Annotated in this window: 22 protein-coding genes; 9 read left to right on the top strand and 13 right to left on the bottom strand. The window is 66.2% G+C overall.

Annotated features, from left to right (window positions below):
- The first annotated feature begins 32 nt into the window (after positions 1 to 32).
- Positions 33 to 2423: a penicillin-binding protein 1A gene (locus ASC78_RS23675; RefSeq protein ID WP_055807226.1), complete on the top strand. Its 2391-nt coding sequence runs from the start codon at positions 33 to 35 to the stop codon at positions 2421 to 2423.
- 88 nt (positions 2424 to 2511) lie between these two features.
- Positions 2512 to 3117, top strand: coding sequence for a hypothetical protein (locus ASC78_RS23670; RefSeq protein ID WP_055807223.1), 606 nt, complete (start codon positions 2512 to 2514; stop codon positions 3115 to 3117).
- 8 nt (positions 3118 to 3125) lie between these two features.
- On the opposite strand, the gene creC is transcribed toward ASC78_RS23670, so the two are convergent.
- Together creC and creB are read right to left on the bottom strand one after the other, a co-directional pair.
- Positions 3126 to 4571, bottom strand: a complete 1446-nt coding sequence (gene creC / locus ASC78_RS23665) for a two-component system sensor histidine kinase CreC (protein ID WP_055807220.1) — start codon at positions 4569 to 4571, stop codon at positions 3126 to 3128.
- Entirely contained in the window at positions 4568 to 5353 is a 786-nt protein-coding gene (gene creB, locus ASC78_RS23660; protein ID WP_055807216.1) for a two-component system response regulator CreB, read from the bottom strand. Before creB ends, creC begins: the two co-directional genes overlap by 4 nt.
- Positions 5354 to 5920: 567 nt before the next feature.
- Between creB and ASC78_RS23655 the strand changes: the two genes are divergently transcribed.
- Positions 5921 to 6868 carry a YcjF family protein gene (locus tag ASC78_RS23655; protein ID WP_055807214.1) on the top strand — a complete coding sequence of 316 codons (948 nt, stop codon included), beginning with the start codon at positions 5921 to 5923 and terminating at the stop codon, positions 6866 to 6868.
- A 6-nt stretch (positions 6869 to 6874) separates the two neighbouring features.
- On the opposite strand, the gene cueR is transcribed toward ASC78_RS23655, so the two are convergent.
- The gene (cueR, locus tag ASC78_RS23650; protein ID WP_055807211.1) at positions 6875 to 7282 is read right to left on the bottom strand and encodes a Cu(I)-responsive transcriptional regulator; all 408 of its coding nucleotides are present in this window, start codon (positions 7280 to 7282) and stop codon (positions 6875 to 6877) included.
- Positions 7279 to 7473: a heavy-metal-associated domain-containing protein gene (locus ASC78_RS23645; protein ID WP_055807207.1), complete on the bottom strand. Its 195-nt coding sequence runs from the start codon at positions 7471 to 7473 to the stop codon at positions 7279 to 7281. Before ASC78_RS23645 ends, cueR begins: the two co-directional genes overlap by 4 nt.
- Before the next feature lie 130 nt (positions 7474 to 7603).
- Between ASC78_RS23645 and ASC78_RS23640 the strand changes: the two genes are divergently transcribed.
- On the top strand, positions 7604 to 9853 hold the full coding sequence (locus tag ASC78_RS23640; protein ID WP_055807204.1) for a heavy metal translocating P-type ATPase: 2250 nt from the start codon (positions 7604 to 7606) through the stop codon (positions 9851 to 9853).
- A 13-nt stretch (positions 9854 to 9866) separates the two neighbouring features.
- On the opposite strand, the gene ASC78_RS23635 is transcribed toward ASC78_RS23640, so the two are convergent.
- The 4 genes from ASC78_RS23635 to ASC78_RS23620 are packed head-to-tail and all read right to left on the bottom strand — an operon-like array spanning position 9867 to position 12896.
- Positions 9867 to 10394, bottom strand: a complete 528-nt coding sequence (locus ASC78_RS23635) for a GNAT family N-acetyltransferase (RefSeq protein WP_235505191.1) — start codon at positions 10392 to 10394, stop codon at positions 9867 to 9869.
- 22 nt (positions 10395 to 10416) lie between these two features.
- On the bottom strand, positions 10417 to 11709 hold the full coding sequence (locus ASC78_RS23630) for a beta-ketoacyl-[acyl-carrier-protein] synthase family protein (protein WP_055807202.1): 1293 nt from the start codon (positions 11707 to 11709) through the stop codon (positions 10417 to 10419).
- Positions 11706 to 11999, bottom strand: a complete 294-nt coding sequence (locus tag ASC78_RS23625; RefSeq protein ID WP_055807199.1) for an acyl carrier protein — start codon at positions 11997 to 11999, stop codon at positions 11706 to 11708. Before ASC78_RS23625 ends, ASC78_RS23630 begins: the two co-directional genes overlap by 4 nt.
- Before the next feature lie 12 nt (positions 12000 to 12011).
- Positions 12012 to 12896 carry an alpha/beta hydrolase gene (locus ASC78_RS23620; RefSeq protein WP_055807196.1) on the bottom strand — a complete coding sequence of 295 codons (885 nt, stop codon included), beginning with the start codon at positions 12894 to 12896 and terminating at the stop codon, positions 12012 to 12014.
- A gap of 141 nt (positions 12897 to 13037) precedes the next feature.
- Between ASC78_RS23620 and ASC78_RS23615 the strand changes: the two genes are divergently transcribed.
- Together ASC78_RS23615 and ASC78_RS23610 are read left to right on the top strand one after the other, a co-directional pair.
- Positions 13038 to 13727: a response regulator transcription factor gene (locus ASC78_RS23615; RefSeq protein ID WP_055807193.1), complete on the top strand. Its 690-nt coding sequence runs from the start codon at positions 13038 to 13040 to the stop codon at positions 13725 to 13727.
- Positions 13724 to 15118 carry a sensor histidine kinase gene (locus tag ASC78_RS23610; RefSeq protein ID WP_055807190.1) on the top strand — a complete coding sequence of 465 codons (1395 nt, stop codon included), beginning with the start codon at positions 13724 to 13726 and terminating at the stop codon, positions 15116 to 15118. Before ASC78_RS23615 ends, ASC78_RS23610 begins: the two co-directional genes overlap by 4 nt.
- Before the next feature lie 8 nt (positions 15119 to 15126).
- Here the strand turns inward: ASC78_RS23610 and gloA2 are convergent, their stop codons facing one another.
- From gloA2 to gstA, 5 genes are all read right to left on the bottom strand, one after another.
- On the bottom strand, positions 15127 to 15876 hold the full coding sequence (gene gloA2 / locus ASC78_RS23605) for an SMU1112c/YaeR family gloxylase I-like metalloprotein (protein WP_055807866.1): 750 nt from the start codon (positions 15874 to 15876) through the stop codon (positions 15127 to 15129).
- A gap of 122 nt (positions 15877 to 15998) precedes the next feature.
- Complete coding sequence (locus ASC78_RS23600; protein WP_055807188.1) at positions 15999 to 17102, bottom strand: alkene reductase; 1104 nt, start codon at positions 17100 to 17102, stop codon at positions 15999 to 16001.
- A gap of 82 nt (positions 17103 to 17184) precedes the next feature.
- Complete coding sequence (locus ASC78_RS23595) at positions 17185 to 19044, bottom strand: acyclic terpene utilization AtuA family protein (protein WP_055807187.1); 1860 nt, start codon at positions 19042 to 19044, stop codon at positions 17185 to 17187.
- Entirely contained in the window at positions 19041 to 19823 is a 783-nt protein-coding gene (locus tag ASC78_RS23590) for an enoyl-CoA hydratase-related protein (protein ID WP_055807184.1), read from the bottom strand. Before ASC78_RS23590 ends, ASC78_RS23595 begins: the two co-directional genes overlap by 4 nt.
- A 158-nt stretch (positions 19824 to 19981) precedes the next feature.
- The gene (gene gstA / locus ASC78_RS23585) at positions 19982 to 20590 is read right to left on the bottom strand and encodes a glutathione transferase GstA (RefSeq protein WP_055807181.1); all 609 of its coding nucleotides are present in this window, start codon (positions 20588 to 20590) and stop codon (positions 19982 to 19984) included.
- Positions 20591 to 20781: 191 nt separating this feature from the next.
- On the opposite strand from gstA, the gene ASC78_RS23580 reads away from it, so the two are divergent.
- From ASC78_RS23580 to ASC78_RS23575, 3 genes are read left to right on the top strand one after another with little or no spacing between them, the layout of a single operon-like run.
- Positions 20782 to 20967: a DUF1328 family protein gene (locus tag ASC78_RS23580; RefSeq protein ID WP_055807179.1), complete on the top strand. Its 186-nt coding sequence runs from the start codon at positions 20782 to 20784 to the stop codon at positions 20965 to 20967.
- Positions 20967 to 21113, top strand: a complete 147-nt coding sequence (locus ASC78_RS27790; protein WP_200934359.1) for a hypothetical protein — start codon at positions 20967 to 20969, stop codon at positions 21111 to 21113. Before ASC78_RS23580 ends, ASC78_RS27790 begins: the two co-directional genes overlap by 1 nt.
- 7 nt (positions 21114 to 21120) lie before the next feature.
- Positions 21121 to 22008, top strand: coding sequence for a transglutaminase-like domain-containing protein (locus tag ASC78_RS23575; protein ID WP_055807176.1), 888 nt, complete (start codon positions 21121 to 21123; stop codon positions 22006 to 22008).
- Positions 22009 to 22032 lie beyond the last annotated feature (24 nt).

Here is a 22032-nt window from a genome sequence, read left to right as displayed (position 1 = left end):
CTACCGACTGTTTTTTCTACTTACTGATTTCCATGGACGATTCCTCTCCTTCCGCCGACCCGGCGCGCTCCGAGCGATCGATACGGCTGCGCCGCATTGCACGTTGGAGCGCCATCGTGCTCGGCTCCGGCGCGGTGGTGCTGGCGGTGGCCGCCGTCGTGGCGGTGGCTGCCATTTATCCGCGCCTGCCCGACATCTCCGAACTGGCCGACTACCGGCCCAAGCTGCCGCTGCGCGTGTATTCGGTCGAAGGCACGCTCATTGGCGAGTTCGGCGAAGAGCGCCGCACCCTCACGCCTTTCGCCAGCATTCCCAAGGTCATGAAGGACGCCGTGCTGGCCGTGGAAGACGCGCGCTTCTACGACCATGGCGGCGTCGATTACAAGGGCTTCGTGCGCGCGGCGGTTGCCAGCCTGAAGGGCGGCCGGAAGCAGGGCGCCTCGACCATCACGATGCAGGTGGCGCGCAATGTGTACCTCAGCTCGGAGCGCACGCTGAGCCGCAAGACCTATGAGATCTTGCTGGCGCTGCGGCTCGAGCAGCAACTCAGCAAGGACCAGATCCTCGAGATCTACCTGAACCAGATCTACCTGGGCAACCGCGCCTACGGCTTTGCCGCCGCCTCGGAAGCCTACTTCGGCAAGCCGCTGCAGAACATCACCACGGCCGAAGCGGCCATGCTGGCCGGCCTGCCGAAGGCGCCCGGCGCCAACAACCCGGTGGCCAATCCGCGCCGCGCCCGCGCGCGCCAGCTCTACGTGATCGACCGCATGCAGGAGACCGGCTTCATCACCGCCGAGCAGGCGGCCGAGGCCAAGAAGGAAGAACTCCACTTGCGCGATGCCGCCGATCCGAACCGGCTGCATGCCGAATACGTGGCCGAGACGGTGCGGCAGATGATGTACGCGCAGTACGGCGACAGCATCTACACCAGCGGCATGAAGGTCTACACCTCGCTGGTCGCGGCCGACCAGGCGGCAGCCTACAGGTCGCTTCGCAAGGGCATCATGGACTACGAGCGGCGCCAGCCTTATCGCGGGCCCGAGCGTTTCATCGATCTGCCGACCGATCAAAAAGAAGCCGACGAGGCGGTGGATGATGCCCTCGCCGAACACCCCGACAACGGCGACGTGATGGCGGCCGTGGTGCTGGAAGCCAACAGCAAGGAAATCAACGCGGTGCGCGCGAACGGCGAGACTGTGCAGATCAACGGCGAAGGTCTCCGTCCCGCGCAATCGGGCCTTGCGGCCAAGGCACCGCCCAACATCAAGATCCGCCGCGGCGCGGTGATCCGGGTGGCGAAGACGCCCAAGAACACCTGGGAGATCACCCAGTTGCCCGAGGTCGAGGGCGCGTTCATCAGCATGGACCCGCGCACCGGCGCCATCAAGGCTCTGGTGGGCGGCTTCGATTTCGGCAAGAACAAGTTCAACCACGTCACGCAGGCCTGGCGCCAGCCGGGGTCAAGCTTCAAGCCCTTCATCTATTCGGCAGCGCTCGAAAAAGGCTTCACACCGGCCACCATCGTGAACGATGCGCCACTGTTCTTCGAGCCGAGCACGCCGGGCGGCCAGCCCTGGGAACCGAAGAACTTCGATGGTGGCTTCGAAGGGCCGATGCCACTGCGCACCGCCTTGATGAAGTCGAAGAACCTGGTCACCGTTCGCGTGCTGCAATCCATCGGCGCACCGTATGCGCAAGACTGGATCACCCGCTTCGGCTTCGACAAGGATAAGCACCCCGCCTACCTGCCAATGGCGCTGGGTGCCGGCTCGGTCACACCCATGCAGATGGCTACGGCCTATTCGGTGTTCGCTAACGGCGGCTACAAGGTCAATCCGTATCTCGTCACGCGCGTGACCGACCTGCGGGACAAGGTACTGCTCGAGACCGAGCCGCCGGCCCTCGACGAAACCCGCCGCGCCATTCCCGAACGCAACGCCTTCATCATGGATTCGCTGCTGCAGAGCGTGGTGAAGGGCGGCACCGCCGCACGCGCCTACCAGGCGCTCAAGCGCGACGACCTGTTCGGCAAGACGGGTACCACCAACGATTCTTTCGACACCTGGTTTGCAGGCTTCCAGCCCACGAACGTCGGCATTGCGTGGATCGGCTACGACACGCCGCGCCAACTGGGGGTGCGCGGAGAGACCGGCGGCAGCCTGAGCCTGCCGATCTGGATCGGCTACATGCAGACGGCCCTCAAGGGCGTGCCGGTGAGCAAGATCCCGGAGCCGCCGGGCGTCGCCAACATCGACGGCGAGTGGTACTTCGACGACTTCACACCGGGACGCGGCGTGCCGAGCCTGGGCGTGGAGAACGCCGAGTCGCCGCCACCGCCGGCGGAAGAACTCTCGGGCGTGCCGCTGGGGCCGCCGCCGCCGCCGGAAGAGCGCAACCGCATCCTCGAGTTCTTCCGCTAGGAGAGGGCGAAGGCGGGCGAGCCAAGTCCCCGGGTGTCCCTACACTCGGTGCTGCCGCCGCTTTCACTTTTTTCCTTCCCCACGCCTCATGGAAATCCTTACCCTGGTGACGCTGATCGTCATCGGCGCCTACATCCTCAAGTTGCGGGATCAGCGCCAGCGCATCGCGCTGCTCGGGAGCCACCTCGGCAAATACCAGATCGAAAACCTGATGGAGACCCTTACCGAGGGCTACCTGCGCTGCCTTGGCGAGGACGACGCCGCGCGGCGCCAGCAGATCTGGAGCTTGCTCGACTCCACCGAGCAAAAGCTCTCGGCCCAGTTCGACAGCTTTGCAGCGGAGTTCGCGCGTGTCGATGAGGCACAAGCGCGCGTGAGCAAGCTGCCACTGGCCATTCCATTTGCGCACAAGCTGTTTCCCGCCGCCACCTTCGACTTTCGGCAAGCCCTGGCCATCCACGCGCGCGGCATTGCCGAAGTGACGCAAAACGAATCGCACCGCACACCCAAAGCCAAGGCTTTCACGATGTCGGCCGAGCTGTTCCTCATGCAACACAGCTGCCATTGGTTCTGCAAGTCGAAGACGGTGGCGTCGGCGCGCATGCTGGCGCGGCACAAGACGTCGTACGAGCAATTGCTCGATGCCGTGAGTCCCGCAACGCGCAGGGCCTATGTCGCACTGACGGGCCAGTGATTTCTTCTTCAGTGATGTGACGCAGGCAGCAGCGGCAGCGTGAGCGTGGCCACCGCACCGCCGCGCGCCGCATTGCCGAGCTCGATGCGGCCGCGGTGCAATGCCGCAATCTCTTTCACGAAGGCCAGCCCGAGCCCGGTGCTCTTTTTCTGGCTGTGCGGGCGCGCCAGCGAATAGAACTTCTGGAAGACTTTTTCCTGCGCATAGTCCGGAATGCCCGGACCGCGATCGCGCACCGTCACGCGCGCGAGCTTGGTGGTGGTTTCCAGCGTCAGCAGCACCTCGCTTTCGGGCGGCGAAAAATCGATGGCGTTGTCCAGCAGGTTGCTGATGGCGCGGCGCAGCAGGAACGGATCGCCCTCGGTACTGGCCTCGTTGCGGATGTTCACTTTCACGCTGATGTTGCGCTGGGCCGCTGCGGGCTGCGCGCTGATGGCAATGTCCTCGATCAGCGAAGCCAGCGGCACCGGTTCCGTGCGGTCGAGTCCACGCCGCGTTTCGAGCGCAGTGAGTTCCATCATGCGGTCGACGATTTCCTGGATGCGCTGTGTCTCGCGCTCGATGTTCTTCAGGAAACGTTCGCGCTCCGCATGCGGCATCGACGGTTCCTGCAGCAGCTCGGCCGCGCCTCGAATGGCGGAGAGCGGGCTCTTCACTTCGTGCGTGAAAGTCTGCACGTAGTCGGCCACGTAGTTGCGGCCGGTGAGCGCATCGCGCATTTCGCTGAAGCCGGTGCGCAGCGCATCGACCGCGCGCCGCGCCATCCGCGAAACGCTGAGGGTGCGTTGCGCGCGCACCCAGGTCCAGTAGTCTGAAATCAGCCCAAAGGGGCGTACCAGCCAGACCGAGACGATCACCGCCAGCAGCAGCAGTGCCAGCCCTGAACCCACGCCCACCCACAGCGTGCGGGCGCGCGCGTCTTCCACGAACTGGCCGAAGCTCTGCACCGGCTTGCCGACGCTGACCATGCCGACGATCTCGTTGTTCCAGCGGATCGGCGCGCCCACGTACATCACCGAGGTGCGCGGATCGCCATCGACGTCGCGCGAGGTGCGCGCGCCGTACAGGCCGGCGAGCGTGCGGTTCACGTCGCTCCACTGCGAGTAGTCGGCGCCCAGGTGCCTGCCGAGCGAATCGAACACCACGCGGCCGCTGCGGTCGGTCACGTACACGCGCAGCTCGACGCGGCTCTTGTGGAGGTTGTAGATCTGGGCCGAGAACTCGCGCGCATAGACCGTGCGGAACAGCGGCTCGAGCCGCGCGGTGGTGATGGCCCCGGCGATCACGTCCTGCTCGACCAGGCTGGCGATGAGCTGCGAGGTCTCGACCAGCGATTCCTCCGCCGATTCGCGGTAGCGCGGGTCGATGTCGGACACCACGCGGTACAGCAGGAACGCGATGCCCGCCGTGTAGATCAGCAATATGCCGATGAATATCCGTGTGCGCCGGCTCACGGCACGCTATGGGGCAGTTCTTCGTTCAATGCGTAACCGGTGCCGCGCAGCGTGCGGATCGGCTCCACGTCTGGCGCCACGGCCTTGAGCTTGGCGCGCAGGGTTTTCACGTGCGCGTCGACGGTGCGGTCGAAGCTGTCGCTGGCGTCGTCCCAGACCAGTCGCAGCAGCTCGTCGCGCGTGAAGACGCGGCCCGGCCGCTGCACCAGCAGCCGGAGCAGGCCGTATTCGTAGCGCGAGAGCTCGAGCAGGCGGCCGTAGTAGCGAATTTGCATGCGCTCGTTGTCCAGCGCAAACGGCATTGCGGGGGGTTGAGAGCTCGCTGGGGCCGCCGCACCCGAAATTTGAGGGGGCACCCCGTTGTTCGTCCCCGCGACCCCTCCTGGGACCGCTCGCGCGCTGCGCCGGAGGATGGTGCGTACCCGCGCCACCAGCTCGCGCGGTGAAAAGGGCTTGGCGATGTAGTCGTCGGCACCAAGTTCCAGCCCCACCACGCGGTCGATCTCGTCGCTTCTGGCCGTGAGAAACAGCATCGGCACCTCGGCGCCGCCCTGCGACTGGTTCAGCGCGCGCAGCCGCTTGAAGAGCTCAAAACCGTTCAGGTCCGGCAGGCCGACGTCCAGGATGGCCAGCGCCGGCGGCTCCTGCGCGAACTGCGCGATGGCCTCCTCGGCGGTGGCGCACCAGACCGGCGTGAAGCCGTCGCTCTTCAAAACGTACTGGAGGGTGTCGGCAATGCCCGATTCGTCTTCGGCGATCAGGATCCGGGGTTTGAAACTCATCCCCGGATGTTAGCGAGGGGGCGCTGTTCGGCGAGGCTGGTTTTCGTGCGTGGCGCCGCGAACACGGCGCGGCCGCTCACGGCTTTTTTTTCGAGCGCAGCGCTGGTTTCCTATCTTCTTCTTATTCTTCTTATTCAAATTAGTAGTAGTAGATAAGGGTCGCACCTGTCTGTGGACATGGCAATTTTTCCCTTGCGTGACAGTCACTTGTCATACGTCTGTCACTGTGCGCAGCCGTGCTTCCGAGCTGTCGCGCCAAAAGGAACAACATTGACCGGCCGCTCCGCCCTGTGGATAACACCCCGCTTGTGCCAGAACTCTCCCCAGAGTTGTCCTTTGACACGGGTTTGGAAATCTGCGAAAGACGATTTCTGGCGCAAGAAATTCATTGCCTGTTAATTGGGCAGCCTGTAGATTTGTATTTGATATCAACGACTTAGCGTTCCCTTACAAGGAAGTGCGGGTGTTATCCACAGAGTTGCCCAAGCTTTGTGGGGAGAACCCGCGGCGGAACCTTCGCGCGCGATGTCGAACGAACTTTGTCCTTCAACCTTTGGAAATTCGAACGTGACCCCTTCCGAAACCAAGGCCATCGTGACGCTGAGCTTGCTGGCCGCCTTCGTCGACGGCGAAAAACACGAGCGCGAACGCGCCGAGATCAAGCGCATTGCCGAGGGCCTTTCGCAGGCCGATGGCGTGAACCTCCCCACGCTCTACCAGGACGTGCTGATGAAGCGCGTCTCGCTGGCTTCCGTGGCGGGCGAACTTCAAAGCACCGAATCGAAGCAGCTCGCCTATGAAATGGCGGTGTGCGTGTGCGATGCCGACGGCACGCAGTCGGACGCGGAGCGCATGTTCCTGACCGACCTGCGTACGTCGCTGGGGCTCGATGCCTCGGCCGCGCAGTTCTCGCGCCAGGCAGAAGAGATTGCCGCGGCGGTTCCCGTGGTGGCGACCGGTGCAGCCGCGGCGTCGACACCCACCGCGGTGGCGGCGCCCGACAGCGCGGAGCTCGACAAATCCATCCTCAACGCAGCCATCCTCAACGGCGCGCTCGAACTGCTGCCGGAAACGCTGTCGACCATGGCGATCATTCCGCTGCAGATGAAACTGGTCTACCGCATCGGCAAGGCCCATGGCTACGAGCTCGACAGCGGCCATGTGAAGGATTTCCTGGCCACGGTCGGTGTGGGCCTGACCTCGCAATACCTGGAACAGGCTGGTCGCAAGCTGCTGGGCGGCCTGCTCGGAAAGATGGGCGGCGGTTTGCTGCGCGGCCTGGGCAATCAGGCCGTGAGTTCGGGCATGAGCTTTGCCTCGACCTATGCGCTGGGCCATGTGGCCAAGCGCTACTACGCGGGCGGCCGCACGCTTTCGACGCAGATGCTGAAAGACAGCTTCTCGAACGTCGTGCAGGAAGGAAAGGGTCTGCAGACTCAGTACCTGCCAGCCATCCAGGAAAAGGCCCGCACCCTCGATGCCGGCAAGGTACTGGCGCTGGTCAGGGGCGCCTGAAGCAGCTCAGGCCGCGGCCAGGTCGTCGAGAATGGGACAGTCGGGGCGCGCGTCCCCGTGGCAGCAGTGCACCAGGTGCGCCAGCGTGTTGCGCATCGACTGCATGTCTGCAATGCGCTGTTCCAGTTCATCGAGATGCTTCTGCGCTATGCGCTTGACGTTCGAGCTCGCACGGCGGCGGTTGTGCCACAGCCCCACGAGCTCGGCAATTTCTTCCATCGAGAAACCGAGATCGCGCGAGCGCTTGATGAAGCGCAGCGTATGGATGTCGGCATCGCCGTACTGGCGGTAACCGCTTTCGGTGCGCGCTACCACGGGCAAAAGGCCAAGCCCCTCGTAGTGCCGCACCATGCGCGCCGACACACCCGAAAGCCGCGCCGCTTCGCCGATGGTCACGGTGCCGAAGCTGCTCATTGGACCCTGTAGCCGGCGTTTTCGATGGCGGCGACGATGTCCTGCCGAGGCTGCGCGCTCAATACGTCGACATGCCCTGTTTCGAGATCCACCGTCACCTGCGCTTCCGGATCGACCGTCTGCACCGCGTTTCGAACCGCGCTCACGCAGTGGCCGCAGCTCATGCCCGAGACCTGGAATTTCTGGCTCATCGTTCTTGCTCCTGTTTGATCAGTGATGGGAAACACGAGTTTGAACCCTCTCACGATGTCAATGTCCAGTGCAGGGGCACTCGGCACGGCGGCTTGACCTTGCCATGATGTGAGACTTTAGCCTTGGGGCATGGACAATCTGCTTCACTCTCCGTACCACCCCATGAGCACCCTGGATCTTTCTGTTGGCGGCATGACCTGCGCCTCGTGCGTGATGCGCGTGGAGCGCGCGCTCAAGAGCGTGCCGGGCGTGCAGGACGTCAGCGTCAACCTCGCCACCGAATCGGCGCGCGTGGTCGCGGCCGACGGCGAAGACATCGACGCACGCCTGCGCCGCGCCGTGCGTGCCGCGGGCTACGAGCCGCGCGTTGCAAGCGATACGGCCGACGACGCTGCCTCGCTTTCCCCCTGGCACGGCTTCGGGCCCGTTGGCATCGGCCTCTTGCTGTCGATTCCGTTGCTGGCACCGATGCTCGGAGAACCCTTCGGGCAAGACTGGATGCTTTCGCCCTGGATCCAGCTGCTGCTGGCTGCACCGGTGCAGTTCTGGCTCGGTGCGCGCTTCTACCGCGCGGGCTGGCATGCCGCGAAGGCGGGCACCGGCAACATGGACCTGCTGGTGGCACTCGGCACCAGCGCGGCCTTCGGGTTGTCGCTGTGGCTCTGGTGGCGCTCGGCGACCGGCGAGCACGCGGGACACGGCGCTGTGCCCCACCTCTACTTCGAAGCGTCGGCCGTGGTCATCACGCTGGTGCTGCTCGGAAAATGGCTGGAGGCGCGCGCCAAGCGGCAAGCGACTTCGGCGATCCGCGCGCTGCAGCAGTTGCGGCCTGAAATTGCGCACCTGGTGGGAAAGCGCGGCGAAAGCGATGTGCCGATCGGCGAGGTGATGGTCGGCGACTTGCTCGCGGTTCGCCCGGGTGAGCGCGTGCCAGCCGATGCGCGCGTGGTCGAGGGGGAGTCCGAAGTCGACGAATCGATGCTCACCGGCGAACCGCTGCCGGTGCCCAAGAAGCCTGGCGACGCATTGACGGGCGGCGCAGTCAACGGCGACGGCCGCATGGTGGTCGAGGTGAAAGCCGTCGGCGCCGAAAGCGTGCTGGCGCGCATCATCCGCCTGGTCGAGGACGCACAGGCGGCCAAGGCCCCGATTCAGCGGCTGGTGGACCAGGTCGCGGCCGTGTTCGTGCCGGTGGTGCTGGTTATTGCGCTGGCCACGCTGGCAGGCTGGCTGTTCACTGGTGCTGGTATCGAAATCGCCATGATCCATGCGGTGGCCGTGCTGGTCATTGCCTGCCCCTGTGCGCTGGGCCTTGCGACGCCGGTGGCGGTGATGGCCGGTACTGGCGTCGCGGCACGCCGCGGCATTCTGATCAAGGACGCACGCGCGCTGGAAGTCGCGCACCGTGTCGACACCGTGGCCTTCGACAAGACCGGCACGTTGACGCTGGGCCGGCCGGTGCTCACAGCGCTTGTGCCTCTTGTACCTCTTGCAGCCAACGAAGACGAGGCCCGATTGCTTGCCACGGCTGCCAGCCTGCAAGGAGGCAGCGAGCATCCGCTGGCCCGCGCCGTGATGGCGGCTGCCACACAGCGCGGCGTGCAGGCACCACCCTTGAGTGCCATGCAGGCGATGCCTGGCCGTGGCGTGCGCGGCGAGGTGAATGGCGAACGCTGGGCCATCGCCAGCCTGCGCTGGTGCACGGAACTGGGCGTGGTTCCCGATGCCGCGCAGGTCGACCGCCTGCATGCAAAGGGCGCCACGGTGTCCGCGCTGCTGCGATTCGATGCGGCAGGCGCTGCCGAAGTACAGGCATTGCTGGCCTTTGCCGACAAGCCCAAGCCGGAGGCGGCCGAAGCGATTCGCACCCTGCGAGCGCGGGGCCTGCGCGTGGTGATGATCTCGGGCGACAACCGGCGAGCGGCAGAGGCCATGGCGGCACGGCTCGGCATTGCTGCCGAAGACGTGCGCGCCGATGTGCTGCCGGCCGACAAGGCGGCGCAGGTCAGCGCGCTGAGGAACGATGGCCACGTGGTCGCGATGGTCGGCGATGGTGCCAACGATGCGCCCGCGCTGGCCGCGGCCGACGTGGGCATTGCCATGGCACCCTCGGGCGGCGGCACTGACGTAGCGATGGAAGCCGCGGGCATCACGCTGATGCGCGGCGACCTGGCGCTGGTGGCCGAGGCGCTCGATCTTTCGGCACGCACGGTTGCCAAGATCCGGCAGAACCTGTTCTGGGCCTTCGCCTACAACGTGGCTGGCATTCCGCTCGCGGCCTTCGGATTGCTGAGCCCCGTGGTGGCGGGCGCGGCCATGGCGCTGTCGAGCGTCAGCGTGATGGCCAATGCGCTGTTGCTGCGGCGATGGAAGCCCTGAGCCCTATTCGATTTCAGTTGATCAGCAGCGCCAGCAGGTGATCGTCGATGTAGTCGGTTTCGCCAGCGCGCTTGTAGAACTTGCGCAAGGTGCCCTCGCGTTCGAAGCCCAGCTTTTCATAGAAGCGCAAGCCCGGCGTGTTGTCGCTTTCGACATAGAGTTCGATGCGCTTGACGCCTTCGGCCACGAGCCTGGCAATGCCATCGTTCACCATGGCGTGCGCAATGCCCTTGCCGTGAAACGACGGATCGACTGCGAGCGTGCCGAAGCAGGCCACATGGCTTACGCGGCCCGGGTATCGCGTTGCGCGGTAGAAGCCTGCAACGCGACCCTCGGCTTCATAGATGTAGAAGCTGCGGCTCTCGACCAGCTCCCTGTAAATGGGCCGAAACTGGTCGAGCGGCATCGGGTCGTAGCCCAGGAAGGGCACGACCTTCTCATGCATGTAGATGGAAAAGACCGCTTCGAGGTCCTGGGGTGTGGCAAGCCTGCGCATGGGCGACAGCATACCCAGATGCGACTTCTCGCTCGCGGCTGCCACGACGCAGCTGCCGCCGCGTTCTTCAGCGGCTGGCGGCGCGGCCCGCGATCAGCACCGCGTTGGTCCCGCCGAAGGCGAACGAATTGGAAAGCACGTAGCGCAGGTTAGTGGCCTCGCGTGCATCGCCGCGCACGAAGTCGAGATCAAAGGCCGCATCGGGCAACCGCAGGTTGGCGGTGGGCGGAAGCCTTCCGTGCGCCAGCGTGCGCAGCGCAGCCACCAGTTCGATGGCGCCGCCGCCGCCGAGCAAGTGGCCGTGGATGGCCTTGGTGGCGCTCACGGGCACGGCATTGCCGAACACCTCGCGAATCGAAGCAGCCTCGGCCGCATCGCCCGCCGTGGTGGCGGTGCCGTGCGCATTGATGTGGCCGATCTGCCCGGCCTGGAGGCCAGCGTCTCGCAGCGCCGCGCGCATGGCGCGGACTTGGCCGGCGGGGTCGGGGTTGGTGACGTGCGTGGCGTCGCAGTTGGTGGCGTAGCCGGCCAGAAAAAGCGGCATCGCTTCGCTTGCGTTGCGCGCGCGTGCGTTTGCGTGTGCTTCCGATTCGAGCACCAGCGCTGCCGCGCCTTCGCCGAGCGCAAAGCCCGCGCGGTCTCCCGAGAAGGGCCGGCAGGCACTGGCTGGCGCATCGGGCGGGGGAGGCGCGGTCACGCGCATCGCATGCCAGCTGGCCATCACGCCCGGTGTGAGCATGGCCTCGTGTCCGCCGACGACGGCCACGTCGATCCAGCCGCCGCGAATCGCGCGCATCGCTTCGCCGATAGCCACGGCCGAGGAGGCGCAGGCGCAGGCGTAGGCAATGGCCGCGCCCTGGGCGCCGAACTGCAATGCGAGCTCTGCCACCGCCGCATTGGGCATGACGGTGAGCACCGTCGTCGGTCGCATGCGGCGCTGTTCGGCATAGAGCGCGCGCGTCGTATCGTCGAAGGCACCCGCGCCGGCCAGGCCGCTGCCCCAGAAGATGCCCAGGCGCTCGGGATCGACGCTGCCCGCGTGGAGCCCGGCCTGGGCCGCGGCATCGCGCGCGGCCGAAAGCACCATGGCGGTGCCCCGGTCGAGCGGCAGGCGCGAACTGCTGCGCACGCTTGCCGAATCGAAATCGCAGGGCGCCACGGCGAGCTCGACGGGATCGAAGCCCGCGATGCCGAGCGTTTGCGCGCGCACCGCGGAGCTTCCGTCGAAGAGCGCTTTGTCGAAGGACCCGGCCGTGTGGCCGATGGGCGTGACGAAGCCGAGCCCCGTCACCCGTACCGGCGCAGGGGCGTCATGCAGAAAGGAGGTTGCGAGCACCGAATGGGCGACACCGCTGCTCACGCGGGCGCGGCCATCGAGGGCTCGATGTCGCAACGGATCTGCGCCTCGATCGCATCGCACAGGCGCTGGAGCGTGATCCCGGCTTCGCGCGGATCGAGCTTGTCTTCGGGAAGGCGGAGCTGGAAAGCGTCTTCCACCGCGAAGACGAATTCCATCAGCGCGAGCGAATCGAGCCCGAGCTCGGACAACGGAACTCCAGGCACGATGGAAGTGGGCGCAACTTCGAAGTTGTTCACCAGGATGGCAGCGATGCTGTTGAAGACCGGGGTCGTAAAGGAAGCGGAGGACATGGCGTTTTTCTTTCAGGCAGGAACCAGATGCAGCGGCAATGCGCGCGCGGTGCCGGGCGTGCCGATGCCATGGACCAGGGCATCCGCGAAGGCGACTGTTTCGCGCGCCACCTGCTGGCGGTCGTTGTCGATCGAGATCATGTGGTAGCTGTTGTGGAGAACCACGCTGCGAAATTCGCGGCAACGCAGGCCGCGAGCGAGGATGTCGAGATTGGCGAGGCTGGCGACTTCGTCTTCGCGGGCATGCAGCGCGAGCACGCTGCCGCATTGCACGCGGTGCAGGTTGCGCTTCACATGGCGGATCAGCCGGTCGTGCTCGCGCAGGTGGCCGACGCCGAGCACCGAACTGCCTGCGCGCGACACCTTGCGATGGTGCAGTTCGCGTTCGATCCAGGCGCGCACGCGTTCGTTCTTCACGCCATAAGGCGCGCGTTCCCGGTACTGCCAGAAGCGCCCAAGCGGCGTGTGGAACGCCAGCGGCAGCAGCACGCGCGTGCGTGGAATCGCCCAGCCGTCGAAGCGCAGCGTGGTCGACATCAGCACCAGCGCATCGACATCGCTGCCGCAGCGAATGGCCGCGCCGAGCGCAAGCGACGAGCCGGCCGAGATGCCGACCAGCAGCACGCGGTCATGCTGTGTGCGCAGCGCCTTGACGCGGGCCTCGATGGCGTCGAGCCAGCGCTCGTATGGCAGGGCATTCTGCAGCGGCGCGCCGGCATCGAAGGAGTAGCCGCCGATCGCCATCGGGTGCACGGGATAGCCGCTGCTGCGCAAGGCCGATTGCACGGTCAGGAGCTCGTCAGGTGTGCTGCATAAACCATGCAGCAGCACGACGGACGTGCGGCGCACCGCGGGGTGCACCATGCTCAGCAGCTCGGCAGGATCACGGGCGCTCATCGAATCGCAAGGGGCTGGAAAGGGGCCCCGGCCGCAAGTTGCTGTCGTATGCTCATGGCGTGTTTATCGCCGGGGTGTGCTGACCGGCCGCTGACCCTCCTTCGCGCAAGAATTGGCACTCCAACAGACCACTCACACACCATGCGAATCCTGCTTGTCGAAGACGACGCCGTGCTGCGCGACGTGATGCTGCGCAGCCTTGCCGATGCCGGCCATCGGGTCGACGTGTCGGCCAATGTGGAGGACGCCGACCACCTCTGGCGCGTGCAGCCGTTCGACGCGGTACTGCTCGACCTGAACCTGCCGGCCACCGCAAGCCCGACGAGCGGCCTTGCAAGTGGCCTCACCGCCCTGCGGCAGGCGCGGGCGCGCGGCGACCGCACGCCAGTGCTGGTGCTGACGGCGCGCGGCCGCACAGAGGAACGCATTGCGGGCCTCGACGCCGGTGCCGACGACTACCTGGGCAAGCCGTTCGACCTGGCCGAGGTCGAGGCTCGCCTGCGTGCGCTGGTGCGGCGCGCCAAAGGCACCGAAGACATCGTGCTGCTCGGCCAGCTCAAGCTCGATCGCAAGGCGCGCCGTTTCTCCACCGCGAGCGGGCCGCTCGACTTGCCCGCGCGCGAGTTCGAGGTGCTGTGGGAGTTGATGAGCCCGCCGGGCCGCACGGTCAGCAAGCGGGCGCTCTCGGACAAGCTCTCGAGCTTCGATGAATCACTGGGCGACAACGCACTGGAGGCCTTCATCTCGCGGCTTCGCAAGAAGCTGGCCGGGTCGGGCGCAGGCATCCGCACGTTGCGCGGCATCGGCTACCTGCTCGAAGCCGAAGTGTGAGCCGCACCACGCCTGATGCGCTTCGGCCGCCCGAGGCCGCACCGTCGCTCACGCGGCGCGTGCTGCGCAACGTACTGGTGCCACTGGCGCTCACGTGGATGCTGGGCGCGGTGATCGCCCTCGTCATTGCCAACTATTTTTCCGAACAGGCCTTCGATCGCGGCATGCTGGACGACGCCTACGCGCTCGCGGCCAACGTGCAGGCGGGCGAACGCGGCGTCGAGCTGCTGCTCACTGCGCGCGAGGTGGCCACGGTGCTGTTCGACCAAGTCGACAAGATCTACTTCGCGGTGCAGCGGCTCGACGGCACGCTGATCTCGGGGCAGGCGGGCCTGAACGCACCGCTGCCGCCGGAGGGTGTGCGCTACCGCTTCTCCGATGTGGAATTCGACGGCAAGGTGCTGCGAGCGGTGGTGCTCCGACCTGTCGTGGAGCCAGGCCTGCCGGTGCCGTATCGGGTGGTGATTGCGCAGACCACGCTGAGCCGCACGGCGCTGGTGCGGCGGCTGCTCGGCTATGCGCTCGCACCGCAGGTGCTGCTGCTGATGCTGCTCGCGGTGTGGCTCTGGTATGGCATTCGCAGCGACTTGCGCCCGCTCGGCGAGCTGCAGCAGGCACTGGACCGGCGCGATGTGTACGACCTATCCCCGGTAGCGGTGGTCCGCACCTCTCGTGAGGTGCAGCGCCTGGGCAATGCGGTCAACGCGCTGTTCGACCGGCTGAACCACAGCGTGCGCGCGCAGCGCGAATTCGTGGGCAACGTGGCACACGAGTTGCGCACGCCGCTCGCGGGCATCCGTGCGCTGGCGGAGTACGGGTTGGCGCAGCACGACTCCGCGGTCTGGCGCGAGCAGCTCGCGCGTGTGGCCGAGCGGCAGGCGCGCGCGAGCCATCTCATCGACCAGCTGCTGGCGCTCGCACTGGCCGACGAGGCCCGCACCGGCCTCGCACGCGAACCCGTGCGGCTCGACCTTCTTGCCGAGGAAACGGTGCTGCGGCACCTGGCGCGCGCCGATTCGCGCGGCGTCGACCTGGGTGCGCGTGGCCTCGACGAGCGCACCACGGTGCTCGCGAACGAAGCGCTGGTCGAAGGCATTCTCGACAACCTGATCGACAACGCGCTGCGCTACGGCGGGCGCACCATCACCATCGAGTTGGCGGGCCGCACCTTGAGCGTGATCGACGACGGCCCGGGCATTCCGCTGGAGGCGCAGCGCGACCTGATGCAGCGCTGGGCGCAAGGTCCCGCGGGGCAGAAGCTGGGGCAGGGCTCGGGCCTGGGGTTGTCGATCGTGGCGCGTTATGCGGAACTGCTGGGCGCCGAACTGCGGCTCGATGCGGCCGAGCCCTCGGGATTGCGGGTGAGCGTGGTGTTCGGCGACGTGTCCTGAGTCGGCGTCTACAGCGGCGTGCCCTGGTGAAAAATCATCCGCCACCTGCCGCGCCGCAGGCGCCACAGCGAGCTGCGAAGCGAATCAGCCTTGGGGCGCCCATGTATCGCGGCACGGTGTGCGCGATAGGTGGCCAGCGCGATGTCGGGTGCCAGGCGTTGCACGCGGAAGCCTGAGATCGTTCGTTCCGAGAAGGCTTCGTCGCGCAGCGCTTCGATGATTGCGGGCCGGGTCCATTCGGTGCCCGAAACGCCGAGTTCACGGAAGTCTTCGTCCAGCAATTCTTCGAGTTGCGCGGCACTTGCTCGCACCTCGCGCTGGTGCAGTGCGCCTTCGAGTTTCAGCAGCAGTGCGTCGAGGTCTTCGGCCGCGGCTGCTTCGTAGAGTTCAAGTGGAAGACCATCGGGGTCGGCGAAGAAAGTGAAGCGCCGGCCCGTGTACTCGTCGATGCGCAGTGGCTCCACCGCGATGCCCTGCGCCGCGAGTTCGTCGGCCGCGGCGCGCACGTCGTGCACTTCGAAGGACAAGTGCCTCAGGCCTTGTGCCTCGGGGCGCGTGCGGCGCGCAGGTGCTTCAGGAAACGAGAACAGCTCGATCTGCGAACCGTCGGGCAGTGCGAGGTCGAGCTTGTAGGAATCGCGCGCGGCGCGGTAGTTCTCGGCGATGACGCAGAGGCCGAGCACCTCGGTATAGAAGCGCTTCGACCGCGCGTAGTCGGCGCAGATGATGGCGACGTGGTGGATGCGGGCCAGCTGCATCGTCATCTCGATGAATGTGCAGCAGGACGCGGGGCGGAAAGTGGTTGCTCGGTGCGGGCCATGGCATTGCTCTCCTGGGGCGGACATGAAGCGTCCGCTTTATCTTGCCATGGCTCCGGAGATCAACCCAGTGCCGGATAGTCCGTGTAGCCCTTGGTGCCGCCGCCGTACATGGTGGCCTTGTCGACCTCGTTCAGCGGTGCGTTCTCGCGCAGGCGGCGCACCAGGTCGGGGTTGGCGATGAAGGGCTTGCCGAAGGCGACCAGGTCGTCGCCCTCCTTGACCGCCTCGTCTGCCAGCGGCTTGTCGTAGCCGTTGTTGACCATCCATGCGCCTTTGCCGCCGGCCTGGCGGTAGGCGGCCTTGAGCGCCTCGTAGTCGAAGGGACGGTCCTCGATTTCGCGCGGGCCGCCGGTGGCGCCTTCGATGATGTGGATGTAGGCCAGGCCGAGCGGGGCAAGCTGCTTCACCACGTAGGTGAAGAGCGGCTGCGGATCGGAATCGTGCACGTCGTTGGCTGGCGTGACGGGCGACAGGCGGATGCCGGTCTTGCCGCCGCCGACCGCATCGACCACGGCGCGCGTGGCTTCCAGGAGCAGGCGGGCGCGGTTCTCGATGCTGCCGCCGTAGTCGTCGGTGCGCTTGTTGCTGCCGTCCTTCAGGAACTGGTCGAGCAGGTAGCCATTGGCGCCGTGGAGTTCCACGCCGTCGAAGCCAGCTGTTTCCACCGCGTTGCGCGCGGCCGCCGCATAGGCGTGAACGATGCCGGGCAGCTCCTTTGCATCGAGCGCGCGCGGCTCGGAGGTTGCGACGAAGGTCGGCACGCCATCCTTGATGAGCACGGTCTTGGTCTTGGCGGTGATGGCCGAGGGCGCGACGGGCTTGCCGCCTTCGGGCTGCAGTTCGGTGTGCGACACGCGGCCCACGTGCCAGAGCTGCACCACGATCTTGCCGCCCTTGGCATGCACTGCGTCCGTCACGCGCTTCCAGGCGTCGAGCTGTTCGGTGCCGTAGAGCCCAGGCACGTCGGCATAGCCCTGGCCCTGGTGGCTGATGGCGGTGGCTTCGGTGATGAGCAGGCCCGCCGTGGCGCGCTGCGCGTAATAGGTGGCTGCGATGTCCTGCGGAATGGCGTTGGGCGAGCGGTTGCGCGTGAGCGGCGCCATCACGATGCGGTTGGCGAGCTTCAGGTCGCCGGCCTGTACGGGGTCGAAGAGGGAGGACATTGCGCGGATTGAAAAGTGGGAAGAGGCCGCGAGGCTAAACCTGCGCGCCCAACCCTGCTGTCGCACGGTTGTCTGGTTGGTGCTAGGCGATCTGGGTGCCGAGTGCCGCGAGGTCGAGCAAGCTTGGATTCACGCGCATGGGCATCGCGAGCAGGATCTGCCCCATGCCCTTGCCCAGCGGATCGTTGCGCAGCGACGCCATGCCACCGCCGCCGAGCGCCTGTTCGCAGACGAAGTTGAAAGCGCCAATGCCGGACACTTCGTAGCGCGTGACTTTGCCCGTTACGAGGTGCGCCAGCCATTCGGCTACGCGGGCCTCGGTGAGTTGATCGCGCAGCAGCGGCAGCAATGCCGGATGGCGCGCTATGACGCCGATGTTGGAGGTGTCGCCCTTGTCGCCGCTGCGGGCCCATGCAAGGCGGATGAGCGGCACTTCGATGGCATCGGCGATGGCGATGGCAAAGGATTCGGAAGCGCTTGGCGCTGCTGCCACTTCACGCCCTGGTGAAAGAGGCGCATCGGCGGCAACGGAGGCTGCATCGCGCGGCCACTCGATGGGCTGCCCGTCGACCGTCACGCGGGCTTCGACATTGGATTTGTCCAGCAAGAAAGCGTATTGCCGTATCGACGGCGACACGGATGCGCGCCCGCCACCCGCGCCCGTGGTGCCGGGGGCCCACGAGGTGCCGGCCGGTGCCACCTCTCGCGCGAAGAGCTCGAGCGCCTCCTTGCGCGCATGCGTCACCGCGAGCCGGAGCACGGCCTCGCGCGTCTGCGTGGCCTGTGCGTGCGGGCCGTAGCAGGACTCGGCGCCGAGCACCTCGAGCTGCGTGGCGCTGTAGGGGCCGAAGCCATGCTGCGTGAACAGCGTGCTGGTGCGTGCAAGGATGGCTTCTCCGGTGCGGCGTGCCTTCGCGACCGCATCGAAGCCGACGATGGTGAGCTGTGCCGCGCACTTGAAGCCTTCCACGTAGGTGGTGCAGACCTTGTAGCTTTCGGTGGGTGCGCGGCCCTTAGCGCCGTGCACGCGCACGCGGTGCTCGCCGGCCTGTTCGATGCGCACTTGCGTGAAGTCGGCCACCACGTCGGGCAGCAGGTAGGCCGAGGGGTCGCCGATCTCGTACAGCATCTGTTCGCCCACCACGGCCGGCGTGACCTTGCCGCCCGTGCCCGTCGGCTTGGTGACGACGAAGCTGCCGTCGGCATGGCACTCGACGATGGGGTAGCCGATGTTGGGCCAATCGGGCACCGTGTCCCAGTCGGTGTGCAGCCCGCCGGTGGCCTGGCAGCCGCATTCGATGATGTGGCCCGCGAGGCTGCCGGCCGCGAGCAGGTCGTGGTCGCCAGGCTGCCAGCCAAACGCGTGCATCAGCACGCCGAGGGTCACGGCAGAGTCGACGCAGCGGCCGGTGATGACCACCTGTGCGCCCGCGTCGAGCGCGGCCTGGATCGGCCTCGCCCCCAGATAGGCATTGGCCGTGAGCACGCGCTCGGGCAATGGCGCGCCGCTTTGGAGTTCGCGCACTGGGGGATGCTGCTGGCGGAGCTGCGGCAGCAACGGAGAGACGTCATCGCCACTCACCACTGCGATCTTCAGCGCAATGCCTTGCTCGGCCGCCAGCGCCGCAAGTGCATCGGCGCAGCCCTCGGGATTGACGCCGCCGGCGTTGCTCACCACGCGGATGCCTTGGCGCACCACGTCGTTCAGCACAGCCTTCATTGCGACCGAGACGAAGTCGGTGGCGTAGCCCAGCTCCGGTTTCTTGAGCCGTGCGCCCGCGAGGATCGACATCGTGAGTTCGGCCAGGTAGTCGAACACGAGATAGTCGATCTGCCCGCTGGCCACGAGCTGCGGTGCGCCCACGCTGCTGTCGCCCCAGAAGCCCGAGGCGCCGCCGATGCGCACGATGCGTTCTGGCTGTTCGCTGCGGTCGGCACTCATCGGCCGCTCCACTGAGGCTTGCGCTTTTCGCGAAAGGCGAGCTGGCCTTCGACCGCATCTTCCGTGAGGGCGAAGAGCCCGATCTGGCTTTCGGTGAACGCCATCGATTCTTCAAAAGCCATGGCCTCGATCTTCTTCATCGTGTACAGGCCGCGGCGTATGGCGGCAGGGGACTTGTCGAGCACGCGGCCGAGCAGCCAGTCGACGCTCTCGTCGACATCGTCGCTCACGCGATTCACGAGCCCGTGTTCGTGCGCCTGCACGGCGGTGATGGGTTCGCCGGTGATGCACATTTCGGCCAGCACGCGGCGCGGCAGCAGGTTGCCGAGCACGCTGAGCACCTGCGCGGGAAAGAGGCCGACCTTGACCTCGGGCAGGCCGAACACGGCCTGGCTGCTGGCCACCGCCATGTCGCACATGCCCATGATCCCCATGCCGCCCGCCATGCAGGCACCGTTGACGCGCGCGATCAGCGGAACGGTCGATTGCCTGGCCTGGCGGAACAGGTTGGCAAAGCCCTGGTAGGGCTCGGCATAGTCGAATTTGAAGGCGCTGCCGGTTTGCAGGTCGGCACCGGCGCAGAAGGCGCGCGTACCGGCGCCGGTGATGACGACGGCACGCACAGCGCGGTCGGTCTCCGCCCGAGCCAGTGCGCCGGACAGCGCAGCAAGCACGCCGGCGCTGATGGCGTTGCGGCGTTCTTGGCGGGCGATGGTGAGCCACATCACGGGCCCGCGCATCTCCTCGCGCAGTTCTTGGAGGGCAGGGGCTTCGGCCATTGGCGGGTCCTTCGCTTTTCCAGGGGTCTGAAGTTCGACCCGTAGCGTGCCCCGAAAAAAAAGCCGCGGCATGCGGCTTGTGGCTGAAGGCGGCCCGGGTTTTCCCCATGATGGGCAAGGCCGCCTCGCAGTCGTTGCGAGCTTGTTCGCGCTTCTTCTTACTTCAGCAGGCCTTCGGCCTTCATTGCGTCCTGAACCGCAGGACGGGCTCCGACGCGTGCATGCCAGGCCTGGAGATGGGGGAAGTCCGAAATGTCGACGCCGGTTGGCTTGGCCCAGTTGGTCACGGTGAACAGGTAGCCGTCGGCCACGCTGAAGTGCTCGCCCATCAGGTACTGCTTGTCGGCCAGTTGGCCGTCGAGCCATTGGTAGCGCGACTTGAGCTTGTCCTTGAAGATGGTCTTGGCTTCTGGGGGCATGGCGGCGTTGAACAGCGGGCTGTAGCCCTTGTGCATCTCGGTGCCAATGAAGGTTAGCCACTCCTGCAGGCGGTAGCGCTGCAGGGTGCCTGCGGCCGGCGCCAGATTCTTGGTCGGTGCGAGATCGGCGATGTACTGCACGATGGCCGGGCCTTCGCGCAGGCGGGTGCCGTCGTCGAGCTCGAGCATCGGCACGTACCCGAGCGGGTTGATGCCGTAGTAGTCGGTGCCGTCTTGCAGCTTGTGGCTCTTGGTGCTGGCCATCACGGGTTCGAAGGCAATGCCTGCCTCATGCAATGCGATGTGGGGCGAGAGCGAACAGGCACCGGGCGAGTAATACAGCTTCATGCGGAAAGATCTCCAATGTTGAATATGGATGGCGGAATTCGATCCATGGACCGAAGGGCATGCTATCGGGTTTGGGCGCAGCGCGTTTTTGTCCTACGGCCGCTCGCGCGCGCCGACTATCGGGGCGGCTCCGGCGGATTTCTAAGCTGTGCCCGCACGGTGGGCGAGGGCCCGCCGAAAGGAGTGTTCAGATGTTGAAGTACGCCATTGTGTTTGCGGTGATCTCATTGATCGCCGGGCTGCTGGGCTTCGGCGGCGTTGCCGCGGGTGCAGCGGGTATTGCCAAGCTGCTGTTCGGCTTGTTCCTAATCCTCGCCGTGGTGTTCGTGGTGCTGGCGGCATTGGGCGTTGGCGCGGTAAAAAAGGCGATCGATTGATGCAGCGACTGGTACCGCAATGGCCGCGTGCGCGTCCGCTCGGCTTGTTGCTTCAGAGCCCGGCCCACTGCGTGGTGCGGGTGCTGCTGGTCACGCAATCGCACTGGCAGCTTCCCGAGCACCGCTCGCGGCGCCGGCGGATCTGAGGCGCGCATGCACATTTCCCACGTCGAGGCAGAGCTCCGCTATGAGGTCCAGGCGCCCGCGCACATGCTGCTGAACATCGAGGCAGCACAGGCCGGCACGCAAGCCGTCATCAGCGAAGTGTTGGCCATCGAACCGCCGGCCGAAGTGCGGGTCTACTGCGACGGATCGAGCGGCAACCGCTTCGCGCGGTTCGACGCCCAGCCGGGGCCGCTGCAGATCAGCTACAGGGCGAGCGTGCAGCGCAGGTATGTCGACGTGCCGCTCGACCTCGCCGAGGTGTCGGTCAACCAGGTGCCCGATGAAATCCTTCACTACATGATGCCGTCGCGCTACTGCGAGTCGGACCTCATGTCGCGTTGCGCGCAGCAGCTTTTTGGGGATCTGCCACCCGGCATTGGCCGGGTGCAGGCAATCATTGACTGGATCCACGAGAGCATTGCCTACGAACCTGGCAGCAGCAATTCGACGACCACGGCACGGGAGGTGTTCGTGGAACGCGCGGGGGTGTGCCGCGACTTCGCGCATTTGGGCATCACCTTTTGCCGTGCGCTCAATATTCCGGCCCGGCTGGTGGTGGGCTACGTTTGGTTCGACGAGCCGCCGCAGGATTTTCATGCCGTGTTCGAAGCTTGGCTCGGCGGGCAATGGGTGCTGTTCGATCCGACGCGCATGGCGCCGGTCGATCGGTTGGTGCGCGTGGGAACCGGGCGCGACGCCAAGGACGTGGCCTTCTGCACCATCTTTGGCGCTGTGACGATGACAGGCAAGGACATCAGGGTGCGCGAAGTGCAGGACGAAAGCGTGCCTCCCGCAGCGGCGCCGCAGCCGACCGGCGCGATCGTGGGTATCGAGAAGCCTGTGCCAGTCATAGAGTTGGCTAGCGCAGCCGACTGAGAAGCCCATCTGCACTGAATAGTT

The organism is Variovorax sp. Root318D1 (assembly GCF_001424835.1).
Lineage (GTDB): Bacteria > Pseudomonadota > Gammaproteobacteria > Burkholderiales > Burkholderiaceae_C > Variovorax.
This window is presented reverse-complemented; position numbering and strand designations above follow the sequence as displayed.

Bases quoted from the DNA above. Each gene is read 5' to 3' on its own strand.
- ASC78_RS23675 (WP_055807226.1), top strand. From the start codon at position 33: ATGGACGATTCCTCTCCTTCCGCCGACCCGGCGCGCTCCGAGCGATCG.
- ASC78_RS23670 (WP_055807223.1), top strand. From the start codon at position 2,512: ATGGAAATCCTTACCCTGGTGACGCTGATCGTCATCGGCGCCTACATC.
- creB (WP_055807216.1), bottom strand. From the start codon at position 5,353: ATGAGTTTCAAACCCCGGATCCTGATCGCCGAAGACGAATCGGGCATT.
- cueR (WP_055807211.1), bottom strand. From the start codon at position 7,282: ATGAGCAGCTTCGGCACCGTGACCATCGGCGAAGCGGCGCGGCTTTCG.
- ASC78_RS23645 (WP_055807207.1), bottom strand. From the start codon at position 7,473: ATGAGCCAGAAATTCCAGGTCTCGGGCATGAGCTGCGGCCACTGCGTG.
- ASC78_RS23640 (WP_055807204.1), top strand. From the start codon at position 7,604: ATGGACAATCTGCTTCACTCTCCGTACCACCCCATGAGCACCCTGGAT.
- ASC78_RS23625 (WP_055807199.1), bottom strand. From the start codon at position 11,999: ATGTCCTCCGCTTCCTTTACGACCCCGGTCTTCAACAGCATCGCTGCC.
- ASC78_RS23620 (WP_055807196.1), bottom strand. From the start codon at position 12,896: ATGAGCGCCCGTGATCCTGCCGAGCTGCTGAGCATGGTGCACCCCGCG.
- ASC78_RS23615 (WP_055807193.1), top strand. From the start codon at position 13,038: ATGCGAATCCTGCTTGTCGAAGACGACGCCGTGCTGCGCGACGTGATG.
- gloA2 (WP_055807866.1), bottom strand. From the start codon at position 15,876: ATGCAGCTGGCCCGCATCCACCACGTCGCCATCATCTGCGCCGACTAC.
- ASC78_RS23600 (WP_055807188.1), bottom strand. From the start codon at position 17,102: ATGTCCTCCCTCTTCGACCCCGTACAGGCCGGCGACCTGAAGCTCGCC.
- ASC78_RS23595 (WP_055807187.1), bottom strand. From the start codon at position 19,044: ATGAGTGCCGACCGCAGCGAACAGCCAGAACGCATCGTGCGCATCGGC.
- ASC78_RS23590 (WP_055807184.1), bottom strand. From the start codon at position 19,823: ATGGCCGAAGCCCCTGCCCTCCAAGAACTGCGCGAGGAGATGCGCGGG.
- gstA (WP_055807181.1), bottom strand. From the start codon at position 20,590: ATGAAGCTGTATTACTCGCCCGGTGCCTGTTCGCTCTCGCCCCACATC.
- ASC78_RS23580 (WP_055807179.1), top strand. From the start codon at position 20,782: ATGTTGAAGTACGCCATTGTGTTTGCGGTGATCTCATTGATCGCCGGG.
- ASC78_RS27790 (WP_200934359.1), top strand. From the start codon at position 20,967: ATGCAGCGACTGGTACCGCAATGGCCGCGTGCGCGTCCGCTCGGCTTG.
- ASC78_RS23575 (WP_055807176.1), top strand. From the start codon at position 21,121: ATGCACATTTCCCACGTCGAGGCAGAGCTCCGCTATGAGGTCCAGGCG.